This is a genomic window from Acidithiobacillus sp. (assembly GCF_049965315.1).
GTDB lineage: Bacteria > Pseudomonadota > Gammaproteobacteria > Acidithiobacillales > Acidithiobacillaceae > Acidithiobacillus_B.
Map to the genome: position 1 here is coordinate 1 of NZ_JBMFWL010000005.1, position 13921 is coordinate 13921.

The 13921-nt window shown below is 66.1% G+C and carries 16 protein-coding genes; 8 read left to right on the plus strand and 8 right to left on the minus strand.

What is annotated here, in order from left to right; all coding sequences use genetic code 11:
• Positions 1-266 precede the first annotated feature (266 nt).
• The 5 genes from dapF to hslU are packed head-to-tail and all read left to right on the plus strand — an operon-like array spanning position 267 to position 4799.
• A complete protein-coding gene (gene dapF / locus ACP5MM_RS02380; RefSeq protein WP_427932396.1) occupies positions 267-1325 on the plus strand; it encodes a diaminopimelate epimerase in 1059 nt (352 codons plus the stop codon).
• Positions 1318-2016 carry a DUF484 family protein gene (locus ACP5MM_RS02385; RefSeq protein ID WP_427932398.1) on the plus strand — a complete coding sequence of 233 codons (699 nt, stop codon included), beginning with the start codon at positions 1318-1320 and terminating at the stop codon, positions 2014-2016. The genes dapF and ACP5MM_RS02385 overlap by 8 nt, the downstream gene beginning before the upstream one ends.
• Complete coding sequence (locus tag ACP5MM_RS02390; RefSeq protein WP_427932399.1) at positions 2016-2939, plus strand: tyrosine recombinase XerC; 924 nt, start codon at positions 2016-2018, stop codon at positions 2937-2939. Before ACP5MM_RS02385 ends, ACP5MM_RS02390 begins: the two co-directional genes overlap by 1 nt.
• Positions 2936-3475 (plus strand): ATP-dependent protease subunit HslV, encoded by a 540-nt coding sequence (gene hslV / locus ACP5MM_RS02395; RefSeq protein ID WP_123105442.1) that lies wholly within the window; start codon positions 2936-2938, stop codon positions 3473-3475. The genes ACP5MM_RS02390 and hslV overlap by 4 nt, the downstream gene beginning before the upstream one ends.
• A 1-nt stretch (position 3476) precedes the next feature.
• Positions 3477-4799, plus strand: coding sequence for an ATP-dependent protease ATPase subunit HslU (gene hslU / locus ACP5MM_RS02400; RefSeq protein WP_427932401.1), 1323 nt, complete (start codon positions 3477-3479; stop codon positions 4797-4799).
• 57 nt (positions 4800-4856) lie between these two features.
• On the opposite strand, the gene ACP5MM_RS02405 is transcribed toward hslU, so the two are convergent.
• From ACP5MM_RS02405 to ftsY, 5 genes are all read right to left on the minus strand, one after another.
• Entirely contained in the window at positions 4857-5189 is a 333-nt protein-coding gene (locus ACP5MM_RS02405) for a hypothetical protein (RefSeq protein WP_427932403.1), read from the minus strand.
• Positions 5186-6043: an RNA polymerase sigma factor RpoH gene (gene rpoH / locus ACP5MM_RS02410; RefSeq protein WP_427932405.1), complete on the minus strand. Its 858-nt coding sequence runs from the start codon at positions 6041-6043 to the stop codon at positions 5186-5188. Before rpoH ends, ACP5MM_RS02405 begins: the two co-directional genes overlap by 4 nt.
• A gap of 86 nt (positions 6044-6129) precedes the next feature.
• Positions 6130-7035 (minus strand): permease-like cell division protein FtsX, encoded by a 906-nt coding sequence (gene ftsX / locus ACP5MM_RS02415; protein WP_427934053.1) that lies wholly within the window; start codon positions 7033-7035, stop codon positions 6130-6132.
• The gene (ftsE, locus tag ACP5MM_RS02420) at positions 7032-7700 is read right to left on the minus strand and encodes a cell division ATP-binding protein FtsE (protein WP_427932408.1); all 669 of its coding nucleotides are present in this window, start codon (positions 7698-7700) and stop codon (positions 7032-7034) included. Before ftsE ends, ftsX begins: the two co-directional genes overlap by 4 nt.
• Positions 7697-8698, minus strand: a complete 1002-nt coding sequence (ftsY, locus tag ACP5MM_RS02425) for a signal recognition particle-docking protein FtsY (protein WP_427934054.1) — start codon at positions 8696-8698, stop codon at positions 7697-7699. The genes ftsE and ftsY overlap by 4 nt, the downstream gene beginning before the upstream one ends.
• Positions 8699-8845: 147 nt before the next feature.
• Between ftsY and rsmD the strand changes: the two genes are divergently transcribed.
• Genes rsmD through ACP5MM_RS02440 form a run of 3 tightly spaced genes read left to right on the plus strand, consistent with a single transcriptional unit; the run spans position 8846 to position 10257 of the window.
• On the plus strand, positions 8846-9448 hold the full coding sequence (gene rsmD / locus ACP5MM_RS02430; protein ID WP_427932412.1) for a 16S rRNA (guanine(966)-N(2))-methyltransferase RsmD: 603 nt from the start codon (positions 8846-8848) through the stop codon (positions 9446-9448).
• Positions 9441-9971, plus strand: coding sequence for a pantetheine-phosphate adenylyltransferase (gene coaD, locus ACP5MM_RS02435; protein ID WP_427932414.1), 531 nt, complete (start codon positions 9441-9443; stop codon positions 9969-9971). The genes rsmD and coaD overlap by 8 nt, the downstream gene beginning before the upstream one ends.
• Positions 9972-10005: 34 nt before the next feature.
• Positions 10006-10257, plus strand: coding sequence for a YfhL family 4Fe-4S dicluster ferredoxin (locus ACP5MM_RS02440; RefSeq protein ID WP_427932416.1), 252 nt, complete (start codon positions 10006-10008; stop codon positions 10255-10257).
• On the opposite strand, the gene ACP5MM_RS02445 is transcribed toward ACP5MM_RS02440, so the two are convergent.
• From ACP5MM_RS02445 to prmC, 3 genes are read right to left on the minus strand one after another with little or no spacing between them, the layout of a single operon-like run.
• Positions 10254-12248, minus strand: coding sequence for a dynamin family protein (locus tag ACP5MM_RS02445; RefSeq protein WP_427934055.1), 1995 nt, complete (start codon positions 12246-12248; stop codon positions 10254-10256). The two genes, ACP5MM_RS02440 and ACP5MM_RS02445, sit on opposite strands and share 4 nt — an antisense overlap.
• 15 nt (positions 12249-12263) lie before the next feature.
• A complete protein-coding gene (mutM, locus tag ACP5MM_RS02450) occupies positions 12264-13076 on the minus strand; it encodes a bifunctional DNA-formamidopyrimidine glycosylase/DNA-(apurinic or apyrimidinic site) lyase (protein ID WP_427932420.1) in 813 nt (270 codons plus the stop codon).
• A 3-nt stretch (positions 13077-13079) separates the two neighbouring features.
• Positions 13080-13919, minus strand: a complete 840-nt coding sequence (gene prmC / locus ACP5MM_RS02455; RefSeq protein WP_427932422.1) for a peptide chain release factor N(5)-glutamine methyltransferase — start codon at positions 13917-13919, stop codon at positions 13080-13082.
• Between the last annotated feature and the right edge of the window lie 2 nt (positions 13920-13921).

Below are 13921 nucleotides of genomic sequence, written 5' to 3' on the forward strand. Positions count from 1 at the left end.
GCACTGAGTGTGCAGCGCAATGCTTCTCGCTGGATCAAGAAACTGATCAAATTCGGCTTCCTGCCGCAGCATCAGCCAGCGTAAAGCGTCACTCCGATCCCAATATGGCCACACGGGGGTCAGGGGTTGTCGTGCCCATTCCACTGGTCTCTTTCACATTAACCGCCGCCCAGGATTCGCTAGGAGCGGCCCATCGCACCTCCGCGAACGCCCTCGCCACCTGCGGCACTCTGTCCTCCTCGAAAAGACATTGCTACACTCCCGCCATGGCTACCACTTCCCTTGATGCAAAGCCCCCTGTCCTGCGTTTCACCAAGATGGAAGGCCTGGGCAACGATTTCGTCGTTTTCGATGGCGTCCGCCAGCGCGTGGTCTTGCGCCCGGAAGACATCCGCGCCCTTGCGGATCGCCACTTCGGCATTGGCTGCGATCAGGTCCTGCTGGTGGAGCCGAGCGGCCGGGCAGACTGCGACTTCCGCTATCGCATCTTCAACGCCGATGGCGCGGAGGTGGAGCAATGCGGCAATGGGGCACGCTGCTTTGCCCTCTTCGTGCGCCGGGCAGGCCTGAGCGCGAAGCGGGACATTCCCGTGGAGACCCGCGCCGGGCGCCTGGAACTGCATATGGGGGAAAACGGCCAGGTGACGGTGGATATGGGGGTGCCCCAACTGGAGCCCGCCGCCATCCCTTTCCGCGCAGATCACCCGGCCGCCAGCTATATCCTGGATGTGGAGGGCCAGGCCGTGTCCATCGCGGCCGTCGGCATGGGCAACCCCCATGCCCTGCTGCTGACGAAGGGGGTGGACAGCGCGCCGGTGAGCTCCCTGGGACCAAAACTGGAACGGCACCCGGCCTTTCCGCGCCACAGCAATGTCGGTTTTATGGAGATTGACGACCGGCAGCACCTGCGCTTGCGCGTCTGGGAGCGCGGTGCCGGCGAGACCCTGGCCTGCGGCAGCAATGCCTGCGCGGCAGTGGTGGCGGGCCAGGGCTGGGGGCTGCTGGATGAAACGGTCTGGGTGACCCTGCCCGGCGGCGCGCTGGAGATCCGCTGGCAGGGTCCGGGAACCCATCTATATATGACCGGCCCGGCGCGCGCGGTATTCGACGGCGTCTGGTCCTTTGCACCGGAAGCACCAGGAGGGACGATGCGCGAAGCAACCTTGGAACAGATTGCCCAACAATTGAATGCCGATCAACAAGAATTGGATTTCCTCCGCAAGCTGTCGGACGAAGAAGGGGAAACCCTGGCGCGCCACATTGCCGCCCTGGAGATCCACTGCGGCCCCGAGAACTACACGGCCACCCACTGGGAGGATGACTGAGTTGGCGGCAGCGGCAGCGGGCGCTCCTCCGGAGGCTGCGGCAGTGCTGGCCTACCTGCGGGCGCATCCGGAATTTCTCTGGGATCAGGAGGATCTCCTGGCCGCCATGACCCTGCCCCACGTGGGGCGCGGCTCGGCGGCCTCCCTGCTGGAGCGGCAGATCACCCTGCTGCGCCAGCAAAACGGGCAATTGCACCAGCGCATCGACGCGGTGCTCAGCGTGGTGCGGCAGAATGCCGAGCTGGGAGCCGGCCTGCTGGATCTGGCGGTGGCCCTCCTGCAGAGCTCCGACTGCCGAGAGGTGCTGGAGGCGGTGCAGCGGCATCTGCGGGAGCATTTCCATGTGGAATACCTGGCTTTGGTCCTGCGCGAAGCCCTGCCGGGGGTGGTGGAGCAGGCCGTCGTCCTGGCCGAAGGGGATTTTCGCTGCCTGAGCGTGCTGGCGCCGGCGGCGCGGGCGGCGAGCGGCATTGCGCTGGAACCGGGCCTGCGCAGCGATCTTTTCGGCGGCGCGGGGGCCGGTCTTGCCTCCCTGGCCCTGATCCCCCTGCGCGGCAACAAGGCCCAGGGGGCCATTGTGCTGGGCAGCAACGATCCCGACCGGTATGGGCCGGAGGCCGGTGTGGATGTACTGGACCAGATCGGGCGTCTGGTGGTGGCCGCCCTGGATCGTTGCCTGGCGGAATCCTGATGCAAGAAGCCGTGGCGGCCTTCCTCGCGCAACTGGCGGACAGCGGCAGGGTGAGCCCCGCGACGCTGGCGGCCTATGGCGATGACCTGGGACGCTTTGCGGCATTTCTCCAAAATCACGGGATCGATGGCTTGGAGCAGGTGGATCGCGCCGTATTGCGCGCCTTCATCATGAGCGAACGGGCGCGGGGAGTCGGGGCGCGCAGCCTGCGCCGGCGCTTCGCGGCCCTGCGCGCCTTGTACCGCCATGGGCAACGGCAGATGCCGCGGTTGCAGAATCCCGCCCTGGATTTTCCCATCCCCAAGGAGGAGCATCCCCTGCCCGACTGGCTGGCGGTGGATCAGGCCCAGGCGCTGATGCTGGCCGGGTCGACTCCCGATTCCTTCCTCCTGCGGCGCGATCAGGCCGTACTGGAATTGCTCTACTCCAGCGCCCTGCGGGTCAGCGAACTGGTGGGGCTGGATCTGGGCGATCTGGATCGGCGCGAAGGCAGCGTCAGGGTGACCGGCAAGGGGCAAAAGGTGCGGCTGGTACCCGTAGGGGGACCTGCCCTGCTCGCCCTGGACCGCTACCTGGAATTGCGCAGGGAACTGGCCCAAGAAGGAGAGGCGGCGCTTTTCATCAATCGCAGCGGGCGGCGCATGTCCGTGCGCAGCGTGCAGGACCGGGTGGAACGCGCGGGGCGGGCGCGGCTGGGGCAACACCTCCACCCCCACACCCTGCGCCACAGCGCCGCCAGCCATTTCCTGCAGTCCTCGGGAGATCTGCGCGCGGTCCAGGAATACCTGGGCCATGCGGGCATCGGCACCACGGCCATTTACACCCACCTGGACTACCAGCAGTTGGCCCGGGTTTACGATGCGAGCCATCCGCGGGCAAAGCGCCCTTCTCCACCCCTTCCGCCCAAGCAGGGAGCCTCATGACGGAAATGCAGCAGTTCCATGGCACTACCATCCTTTCCGTGCGGCGCGGGGAGGCGGTGGTCATGGCCGGTGACGGCCAGGTGACCTTCGGCAATACCGTGATGAAGGGCAATGCGCGCAAGGTGCGCCGCCTGGACCCGGAGGTGCTGGTGGGTTTCGCCGGCGCCACCGCCGATGCCTTTACCCTGCTGGAGCGCTTTGAATCCAAGCTCAAGGCCCATCCCGGCCAACTGGCCAAGGCGGCGGTGGAACTGGCCAAGGAGTGGCGCACCGATCGCGTCCTGCGCCGCCTGGAGGCCATGCTGGCGGTGGCGGATCGCCAGCAAAGCCTGATCATCACCGGCCAGGGCGATGTGCTGGAGCCGGAATGGGGGATCATTGCCATCGGTTCCGGCGGCCCCTATGCCCAGGCCGCCGCCCGCGCCCTCCTGGAGCATACGGATCTGCCGCCTCGCGCCATCGCCGAACGCGCCATGAATATCGCCGGCGATATCTGCATCTACACCAATCATCATCACCTGATAGAAGAACTCTGACATGTCCCAGATGACCCCCCGCGAAATCGTCCAGGAACTCGACAAGTACATCATCGGTCAGGCCGATGCCAAGCGGGCCGTGGCCATCGCCCTGCGCAATCGCTGGCGGCGCGCCCAGGTGGAGCCGCCCCTGCGCGACGAGATCACGCCCAAGAACATCCTCATGATCGGTCCGACGGGGGTGGGCAAGACGGAGATCGCCCGCCGCCTGGCGCAACTGGCCGGGGCGCCCTTCGTGAAGGTGGAGGCCACCAAGTTCACGGAAGTGGGTTATGTGGGCAAGGACGTGGAGTCCATCATCCGCGATCTGACCGAGATGGCGGTAACCATGACCCGAGCCGAACGCATGGACACCATGCGCCAGCGCGCCGAGGAACTGGCCGAGGACCGGGTCCTGGACATCCTGGTGCCCGGCCCTCGGGACAGCCATCTTCCGCGCCAGGATGAGGGCACCCGCCAGAAATTTCGCAAGATGCTGCGCGAAGGTCGGCTCAATACCCAGGAGATCGAGATCGAGGTCCTGGCGCCCAAGGCCGGGGTCGAGATCATGGCACCGCCGGGGATGGAGGAGATGACGGCGCAATTGCGCGATCTCTTTGCCAACATCGGCCAGGGCAAGACGCACCCGCGCAAGGTGACCGTGGCCGAGGCGCTGCGTCTGCTCACGGAAGAGGAAGCGGCCAAGCTGGTCAACGAGGAGGACATCAAGGTCACGGCCCTGGAACGCGTGCAGTCCGGCGGGATCGTCTTCATCGACGAAATCGACAAGGTGGCGGCGCGCGGCGGGGCCGGCAGCGGGCCCGATATCTCGCGGGAGGGGGTGCAGCGGGATCTCCTCCCCCTGGTGGAGGGCTGCACGGTCAGTACCCGCTACGGCATGGTGAAGACGGATCACATCCTCTTCATTGCCTCGGGGGCATTTCACCTGAGCAAGCCCGCGGACCTCATCCCGGAGTTGCAGGGGCGCCTCCCCATCCGCGTGGAGCTCAGCCCCCTGGCGGCGGAAGACCTGGTGCGCATCCTCCAGGAGCCGGAAAACGCCCTCACCCGCCAATACACCGCCCTGCTCGCCAGCGATGGCGTGCAACTGGCCTTTACGGAAGACGGCGTGCGCCGCATTGCCGAGATCGCCCAACAGGTAAACGAGCGCGTGGAGAACATCGGCGCGCGACGTCTGCACACGGTCATGGAGCGGCTCCTGGAAGACATCTCCTTCGCGGCCCCCGATGCGGGCGGGAAAAGCCTTCGGGTGGATCGCAGCTATGTCGATGAGCGCCTGCAGGATCTGGCGCAGAATGAGGATTTGTCGCGTTATATTCTTTGACGGATTATGCGGGGATCATTTCGGGATAAATTGAAGCAACGTAGGAGCGGCCATTGGTCACGGCTTGAGATAAAGGGCACCAGCCCCTTGGGCGTCGGCGATGGCGATGATCCCGGCGGGCACCAGGACGCTGCCCGCCGGGCTTCCCTCCGGATCCAGACCCAGATTACGCAGACTGTTCTGGCAGATGCCCACCATGACGCCCGCCGCCGCGAGCTCTTCCATCTCCCGGCGCCAATGGCCCCTGGCCCAGAGGGCCACGGGCGCCTGGCCGTTGGCGATCACCTGCAAAGGGCGCTCGGGATCGGCCGTGCGCGCATTGCGCAGGTTGGCGATCAGGGTCGGCCAGCGCCCGGCATCGTCAATATGGAACAGCAACACGGCCCTCACGCCTCGGCGTAATCCATCATCTGCTGGCGCAGCTTGCCCATGCTGGTCTTTTCCAGTTGCCGCACCCGCTCCGCCGAAACCCCCAGTTCGTCGCCCAGCGCCTGCAAGGTCTTGGGATCTTCATTGAGCCAGCGGTTTTCGATGATGTAGCGGTCGCGCTGGGGCAGAGCGGCCAGGGCCCGCTGCAGCGCCTGATGCTGCTGGCGGTCCCAGTCGCCTGCGAGCAAGCGCTCCGCCGGCGTCGCGCCGGGGTCCGCCAACTCAAAGACTCGCCCCGTATCCATACCGTCATCCGGATCGGCGTTGAGAGAGAAATCATGGCCGGACATGCGCCCTTCCATTTCCAGGACCGCCTCCTGACTCACGCCCAGGTCCCGGGCAATGGCCTCGCTCTCCTCCCCCTGCAGCCAGCCCAGCCGGGAGCGGCTGGAGCGCAGATTGAAAAAGAGCTTGCGCTGGGCCTTGGTGGTGGCCACCTTGACGATGCGCCAGTTGCGCAGGATGAATTCGTGCATCTCGGCCTTGATCCAGTGGACGGCGAAGGATACCAGGCGCACGCCGTGATCGGGGTCGAAGCGCTTGACGGCCTTCATCAGACCGATATTGCCTTCCTGAATCAGGTCTGCCTCGGGCAGCCCATAGCCCCGGTAACCGCGGGCCACGCGCACCACGAAACGCAGGTGGCTCAGGACCAGACGCTTGGCGGCGTCCAGGTCGTTGTCGTCGCGCAGGCGCAGGGCCAGGCGATGCTCCTCCTCTGCATCGAGGAGCGGCTGGCTGTTGACAAAGCGCAGATAGCCGGAAAGACCATCGGCACTTGCCAGTTCTCTATTCACTAATGCCATGTCATTCATAAGCAAACCTCATCCAATAATTGTTTCATTGGACCGATGATTTGGCGAAAGGTTCTGCAGGAAAATGCCCGAGCAGAAGCAGGAAGCTACGAAAAAGTATGGTCGAGATGTCGGCCCACCGCAAGGAGCGAGCCCAGCCAGCCGAGCAGGGCGCTGGCAACCACCAGAATGGCACCCTGCTCCGGGGTGAGGGCTACCAGACTGAACTGCGTACCATAGAGGGCGGCGAGGCGGTCCACCGGCCCCTGCAGCCAGTAGAAGGCGGCCACGACAATGCCCCAAGCAACGAGGCCGGCCACGGCGCCCTGCAACAGGCCCTGATAAAGGAAGGGGCGGCGAATGAAGCTGCGGGTGGCGCCCACCAGACTGGCCACGTCGATTTCGTCCCGGCGCTGGGCGATGTGCAGGCGGATGGTGTTGCCCATGACCAGCACCGCCCCCAGGGCCAGCAGCACGGCCAGGATGAGGGCGGCGCGCTGGCCCAGGGCAAGGATGGCCTGCAGGCGGGCGACCCAATGGAGATCCGACTGGGCAGTGGCCACGGCGGGATCCTGCGCCCAATGCCCGATGAGACGCTGCAGGGCGCTGGGCGGGTAGCGGAGCGGATCCAACTGCACCACAAAGGAGGCCGGGAGGGGATTTTCTCCCAGGGTCTGAATGGCCGCCACCATGCCGCTGTGTTGCTGGAACTCGGCCAGGGCTGCGTCGGCGCTGACATAGCGCACGCCGACCACGCCTGTGGTTTGCGTCAGGGCCGTTTGCAAGTGCCGGATCGCTTGCGGACTCGCGTCCTTATGCAGGAAGAGGGAGATTTGCGCCTGATTGCGCCAACTGCCGAGGAGGTTTTCCATGTTGGTCAGGACGGTGAAGAGGCCCACCGGCAGGGCAATGACGATGGCCAGGGCGAGGATGGTCATCGCCGTGGAAATGGGTTGGCGCCCCAAGGCCGACAGGGCGTTCCGGCCCGCTTCGATACGGATGTGCAGATTCACTGGTGATCCTCCGGCGTGTGTAGGCGCCCCCCTTCCAGCCGCAATACCGGCAGGCCCAGACGATCGATCTGACCCTGGTCATGGGTGGCGATGAGCACCGTCGTGCCGTGATGATGAAAGTCGCGAAAGAGATCGAGGATCTCATTGCTCAGGCGCGGATCCAGATTGCCGGTGGGCTCGTCCGCCAGGAGGATTTCCGGCGTATGGACGATGGCCCGGGCGATCCCTACCCGCTGCTGCTCGCCTCCCGACAGGGTGGCGGGATACTCGCGGAGGCGATCGCCCAGGCCCACCTTGTCGAGGGCCGCCCGCACCCGGCTTTGCACCTGCCGGTCGGGCAGACCCGCCACCTGCAGGGTCAAGGCGACATTGCTGAACAAATCCCGGTCCATGAGCAGCTTGTGGTCCTGAAAGACCACGCCGATGCGCCGCCGGTAGGCGGGGATATGGCGGCGTTTGAGGGTGGACAGGTCCACGCCATTCACCATCAGGGTGCCGTTGCTGACGCCTTCGAGGCGCAGCAACATCTTGAGCAGGGTGCTTTTCCCCGCCCCGGAGGGCCCGGTAAGCAGCGCCATTTCTCCCTTGCGCAGGTGCAGATTCACTTCCCGCAGCACATGGTGGCGGCCCGGGTAATGCTTGGTGACATTGATCAGACGAATCATCCGGTATTCTCCGCGAAGAGGGCGTCGACAAAGGCCTGGGGATCAAAGGGGCGCAGGTCCTCCACCCCCTCCCCCACGCCCACATAGCGAATGGGGATGGGCAGGGCCTTGGCTACGGCCGCTACCACGCCGCCCTTGGCCGTCCCATCCAGCTTGGTGATGCAGATGCCCGTCAGGCCCACGGCCTCGTGGAACTGACGGGCCTGATTCAGGGCATTCTGACCCGTGCCGGCATCCAGTACCAGCCAGATCTGCTGCGGCGCGGCGGGGTCCAGCTTGGCCAGGACGCGCTTGACCTTTTTCAGTTCCTCCATGAGGTGCCCCTGGGTGTGCAGGCGTCCGGCCGTATCGGCAATGAGCACCTCGCTGCCCCGTGCCCGGGCGGCGGCGTAGGCGTCGTAAATGACGGACGCGCTGTCGGCGCCGCTGCCCTGGGCCACCACCGGCACCTGCGCGCGCTCGCCCCAACCCTGCAACTGCTCCACCGCCGCGGCGCGGAAGGTATCGCCGGCGGCCAACAGCACGCCGAAACCCTCGCCCTTCCAGCGCGCGGCGAGCTTGCCGATGGTGGTGGTCTTGCCGGCGCCGTTGATGCCCACCATCATCACCACCTGGGTTTCGCCCTTGCGCGGCGACCACGGGGCCGCCCGCGGGCGCAGGATGTCTAGCAGCGCCGCGCGCAGGGCCGCCGTCAGGGCCTGGGGATCGGCGAGCTCCTTGCGCCGCACCTTTTCGGTCACCGCCGCCATCATTTCCTGGGTCGCCGCCATGCCGAGATCGGCCTGAAGCAAGAGGGCCTCCAGATCCTCCAGTAGTTCGGCATCGATTTCCTTCTTGCCGAAGACCAGGCGTTCCACGCCGCTGGTCAACTGTTCGCGGCTGCGGCTCAAACCCTCCTTCAGCCGGGCGAAAAGGCCTTTTTTGCCCGGCTCCGCCGGAGAGGATTCCGTCGGCAAACCCGCCGTTGCCGATGCGGGAGGGGCAGAAACCGGCTCCACAGCAGAAAACCCTGCGGGAGCGGTCTCTGCCGGATCGGTCGTTTCCCGCGGTGGCGGTGTTTTGTTACCCTTGAACCAATTGAGCATGGACGTGCGGCCAGAGCAGGAGAATGGAATGATGGCGGACATTATCCACCGATGGGCGGGATGGAACAACGCCCCGGCGCAGGGCGGCCGGTGAGCATCCGCGTCATTGCCGGCCGTTGCCGGGGACGCCGCCTGCGCACCCTGCCCGGCACGGCGCTGCGGCCAACGCCGGGGGTGGTGCGCGAAACCCTGTTCAACTGGCTTGCGGCGGACATCATCGGCGCCCGGGTGCTGGACCTTTTCGCCGGCAGCGGCGCCCTGGGCCTGGAGGCCCTTTCCCGGGGCGCCGGAGCGGTGGTTTTTGTGGAGAAAAACCCGCGCCACCGACAGATCCTTGCGGAAAACGTGGCGGCCTGCGGCGCTGCCCAGGCACAGATCGTCGGTGCCGACGCCCTGGCTTTTTTGCGCGACTGCGGCCAATCCTTCGATCTCATCCTGGCCGACCCCCCCTTCCACCAGGGTTGGCCGGCACGGCTGGCGCCGCTGCTCTTCGGCGGCCGTTGCCTGGCAGGCAAGGCCATGATTTATCTGGAAAGCGCCGCCGCAGAACAATGGCCGCCAGAGGCCTTGCCCAAGGGCTGGAGTCCGTATCGCTCCGGGCATTGTGGCGATTCCCACTATGCCCTGTTCCAGCGCCTTGCGGAGGAACGGACCCATGGATGAGGCGGCAAAGGGCAAATTGCGCCGGGTCATCTATCCCGGAACCTTCGATCCCATCACCAACGGCCACGAGGATCTGGTGCGCCGCGCGGCGGGGCTCTTTGACGAGGTGGTGGTGGCGGTGGCCGCGCAGACGCCCAAGGCGACCATTTTCCCCCTGGGCGAACGCCTGGCCCTGGCGCAATCGGTCCTCGCCGGGATCCCCGGGGTGCGGGTGCGGGACTTCGAGGGGTTGCTGATCAACCTGCTGCAGGACGAAGGCGCCAGCGTGATCCTCCGCGGACTGCGCGCCATCTCCGATTTCGAGCACGAATTTCAGCTCGCCTCCATCAACCGGCGGATGAATCCGGAGATGGAGACCCTTTTTCTGATGACGTCGGACCAGCACACCTTTTTGTCTTCCAGCCTGGTGCGGGAAATCAGCCGTCTGGGCGGCGATGTGACGGCCTTCGTCCAGCCGCAGGTGGCCACGGCCCTGCGCCGGCGTTTTCACGGCCAGGTGGACGGGGGGCTTGGCGCGGAATAGCATAGCGCGATACTTGGTCTTTTTCGGGGAGCGTATGTCGTTACTGATTACCGATGAATGCATCAACTGCGATGTCTGTGAACCGGAGTGCCCCAACAACGCCATCTCCGTGGGCCCGCAGATCTACGTGATCGACCCCGCCCTCTGCACGGAATGCGTGGGACATTACGACACCCCCCAATGTCGCGAGGTCTGCCCGGTGGACTGCATCATCGGCGATCCGCAGCACCCGGAGTCGGCCAGTGAACTGGAGCAGAAGTTTCGGCAACTGACGGGGCAGGGCTAGGGATTGCGGGCAGGAAGCTCCGCGGCGGGCTGCTCCTGCCGGAGCAGCGGCAGCAAGAGCGTCCAGCGGGCGTCCACCTGCCGCATGTCGGCCTGACGGTCTTCCAGGGCCCGCTGGAGTTGCTGGATGCGGGTGTCGATGTTGCCCATGGCCTGGGAAATGGATTCCAGGGCGGCGAGCTCCTCCTCCGACTTGACCTGGAAAATCTCCATCTGGCGGTTCATGACGGCCATGATCTCGTCCACCCAACTTTCGGCCTCATGGCGGGTCTCCAGGACAAAATCGCGGATGCGGCTGGCCACCGTGAGGAAGGCCTTGCGCACCACGGCACCCTGGGTGTTGACGGCGATCTCCAGCTTCATCCCGAAACGCTCGTAGTTTTCGGCCATGGTCAGCAGTTCGGCGCGGCGCGGCATGATGGCGTAGGGGATGGCACCCAGTTGCGGGAGATGATAGCGGGCCTGCAGGGGTTGGTACTCTTCCGCCACCAGGGTCGCCACCTGCTGCGCGCCTTCGAGGGCGGCGTCAAAGCGGGCGATGGCGTCGGCAAAGAAGCTCTTGAAGCGCTCCACGATGCCTGCCGTCGTCCATGCCGAGAGCATTTCGCCCTTGGCGTTGCTGATGATCAGGTCAAAGGTGCCGGGCGCCAGGGGCGCCAGCAGTCCCTCTTCCACCGCGGCGCGAAAGGCGGTTTTCTTCTGCTCGAAGGCGCGACGATCCGCCTCGAAAGAGCGCAGAACCTGCTGATGCTGGGCCACCAGCTTGGGCACCTTTTCGCCGGTCTTCTCCTTGAGGCGGCGCATGCTGTCCATCTGCGCCATGATTCCTTGCATCTGGTCGCGCAGGATGGCCTTCTGATCCATGACCGTCCGCTCCACCACGGCCCGGCAGCGTGCCCGGATGCTGGCCTCCTGGGCGGGGACGAGAATGGTGGCGATGGCCTCCTCCAATACGGACAGGCCGCTGCGGGTCAGCAGATCGGCATCCTGGCGAATGCGGGCCACCAGCCCTTTCTGGCCGGAAACGGGAATGACCTGCTCGCGGCGCACCCCGAGGCGAACGGCGGTGGCATCGATCTGCCGCGCGATTTCCGCCTCCACTTCCGACCAGTCGCGCAATTCGTCCCACAGGGTATCGACCTTGTTGAGGATCACCAACTGCTTCTGACTGGGATTGCGCATCAGATACTGTTCCCAGATGGCAAGGTCGCTCTGGGTAACGCCGGTATCGGCACCCAGCACGAAAATAATGGCGTCGGCATCGGCCAGCATGCCGAAGGTCAGCTCCGGTTCGGCGCCGATGGCATTGAGTCCGGGCGTGTCGAGCACGGTGAGTCCGGCGTCCAGCATGGGATGGGGCAGATAGATGAGGGCGTGCCGCCAGCGCGGGATGAGCACCTTGCCCAGGCCGCAGGAGGGGCACACCGTTCTCTCCCGATCCTTGGGCGTGCGATTCAGGGGAGGGCACAGGCCGAAGCGGCGGGCCTCCTCGATGGGCACGCAGATGGTTTCCGTCAGGTGCGCCAGTGCCGCGTTCCGCCCGCTGGTGCTCTCCAGGCCCAAAGGGATGCGGGTCCAGGCGCTCCCGGCTTTTTTGAGCTTTTCGATGGTGACGTCCAGGGTGCGGCTGGCGATGGGCAGCAACTGCATGCCGGGATTGCCCTGGGGAGCCCCGCGAATCTCCACCGGGCACATGGTGGTCTGGCCGGAACTGGAGGGTAGGAGTCGCCCGCCCACGTTGGCAAAGAAAAGGGCGTTGATCAACTCGGTCTTGCCGCGGGAAAACTCGCCAACGAAGGCCACGCGCAGATTATCCTGACCGATCTCGTAAGCCAGGGTCTCCAGGCGCAGGACCGTACCACCGGGCAGCAGGCCCAGATCCGTGGTCAGCGCCGCCAGGTCATGCAATCTCCCGGCTACCTGGTCGCGCCACTGACGGAGTACCTGCAGTTCGCGCAGGATGGGTGACAGAGCTAGCTGATTACTGGGCATGACGCTCCCCGCGTTTCAATGTTGGCAATGTGGACAGAAATAGCTGCTGCGCCCGCCAATGCGGACGCTGCGAAGGGGCCCGCCGCACCGCAGGCAGGGCCCATCTGCTCTCCCGTAGACCGCCAGAGATAGTCGAAAATGCCCATCCTTGCCATCGGGCTGGATAAAATCCCGCAAGGTGGTGCCGCCTTCGGCAATGGCCTCGGCCAACACCGTGCGGATCGCGGCGGCCAGCCGCTCATAACGTCCCGGGCCGATGCGCCCGGCGGCCCGGCGGGGATCGATGCCGGCGCGGAAGAGGGCCTCGTTGGCATAGATGTTCCCTACCCCGACCACGGTGTGCGCATCCATGATGAAGCCCTTGACGGCGAGGGAGCGGCCCCGGCTGCGGGCATGGAGCAGAGCGCCCGTGAACGCGGCGCCGAGGGGCTCGGGGCCCAGATCCCGGAGCAAGGGGTGCTTCTCGCCGTCATGGATCCAGCGCAGCACTCCGAAACGGCGCGGATCATGGAAGCGCAGGCAGGCGCCGGAATCCAGGACCAGATCCACATGGTCATGGCGGCGCGGCGGGGTGGCTGCGGGAAGCACCCGCAATTGCCCGCTCATCCCCAAATGGATGAGCAGCGCCCCGCTATCCAGCGCCAGCAGCAGATATTTGCCACGTCGATCGACGGCATGAATCCTTTGCCCGGCCACCCGTTCCACCAGGTCGGCGTTCACCGGCAGGCGCAGACGGGGCTCACGAATCACGGCCGTCAGTATCCTTTGTCCCAGGACATGGGGCCGGATGCCGAGGCGGGTGACTTCGACTTCGGGCAGTTCGGGCATGGCTCAGGCCGGGAAGGAGGCGCTGGTTACGCGCTCCCGGCCCGCCAGGTCCCGCTGCGTGCGCGGCTGCGCCAAGCCGGCGGCGCGGAGTAGGGCGCGCACCGCCTCCCCCTGCTCCGCGCCATGCTCCAGACCCAGCACCCCTCCGGCCGCCAGATGACCCGGCGCCTGCGCCGCGATGGCCGCCAGGCACTCCAGACCCGTCGGGCCGGCCAGCAGCGCCTCCCGCGGCTCATGGCGCAGGGCCGGCAAATGGGGATCATCGGCGGCCAGGTAGGGGGGATTGGCCAGGATCAGGTCGAAGCGGAGTCCCGGGGGGAGGGGCGCAAACCAGTCACCCGCCAGCCAATGCACGGCCAAGCCCAGCCCCTGGCCGTTGCCTTGGGCCACGGCCAGGGCCTCCGGGCTGCGCTCCACCGCCCATATTTCTGCCTCTGGTCTGGCCCGGGCTACGGCGAGGGCCACCGCCCCGGAGCCCGTACCCAAGTCCAGCACCCGCCGCGCGCCCTTCCTGGGCAAGTGCCCCAAGGCCAGTTCAACCAGCGACTCCGTGTCGGGGCGGGGAATGAGCACGGCGGGATTCACCGCCATCTCCAGCCCATAAAAAGACCATGTCCCCAGGCAATAGGGCAAGGGGACGCCCGTCAGGCGCCGTTCCACGCGCTCGCCAAGCCATTGGGCGGCCGCAGCGGGGAGGGGCTGATCGCCCCGGCGCAACAGGCCGGCCGCAGCGCAGCCCAAAGCGGCCTCCACGAGCCAGCGCGCCTCCTGCTCCGGCTGGTCGCTCACTGCTCCCAAACGCGATGCCACCTGGCGCAGGGTGTCCCCTAGCGGCACGGGCATCT

Bases quoted from the DNA above. Each gene is read 5' to 3' on its own strand.
- dapF (WP_427932396.1), top strand. From the start codon at position 267: ATGGCTACCACTTCCCTTGATGCAAAGCCCCCTGTCCTGCGTTTCACC.
- ACP5MM_RS02385 (WP_427932398.1), top strand. From the start codon at position 1,318: ATGACTGAGTTGGCGGCAGCGGCAGCGGGCGCTCCTCCGGAGGCTGCG.
- ACP5MM_RS02390 (WP_427932399.1), top strand. From the start codon at position 2,016: ATGCAAGAAGCCGTGGCGGCCTTCCTCGCGCAACTGGCGGACAGCGGC.
- hslV (WP_123105442.1), top strand. From the start codon at position 2,936: ATGACGGAAATGCAGCAGTTCCATGGCACTACCATCCTTTCCGTGCGG.
- hslU (WP_427932401.1), top strand. From the start codon at position 3,477: ATGTCCCAGATGACCCCCCGCGAAATCGTCCAGGAACTCGACAAGTAC.
- rpoH (WP_427932405.1), bottom strand. From the start codon at position 6,043: ATGAATGACATGGCATTAGTGAATAGAGAACTGGCAAGTGCCGATGGT.
- ftsE (WP_427932408.1), bottom strand. From the start codon at position 7,700: ATGATTCGTCTGATCAATGTCACCAAGCATTACCCGGGCCGCCACCAT.
- rsmD (WP_427932412.1), top strand. From the start codon at position 8,846: ATGGAACAACGCCCCGGCGCAGGGCGGCCGGTGAGCATCCGCGTCATT.
- coaD (WP_427932414.1), top strand. From the start codon at position 9,441: ATGGATGAGGCGGCAAAGGGCAAATTGCGCCGGGTCATCTATCCCGGA.
- ACP5MM_RS02440 (WP_427932416.1), top strand. From the start codon at position 10,006: ATGTCGTTACTGATTACCGATGAATGCATCAACTGCGATGTCTGTGAA.
- ACP5MM_RS02445 (WP_427934055.1), bottom strand. From the start codon at position 12,248: ATGCCCAGTAATCAGCTAGCTCTGTCACCCATCCTGCGCGAACTGCAG.
- mutM (WP_427932420.1), bottom strand. From the start codon at position 13,076: ATGCCCGAACTGCCCGAAGTCGAAGTCACCCGCCTCGGCATCCGGCCC.
- prmC (WP_427932422.1), bottom strand. From the start codon at position 13,919: ATGCCCGTGCCGCTAGGGGACACCCTGCGCCAGGTGGCATCGCGTTTG.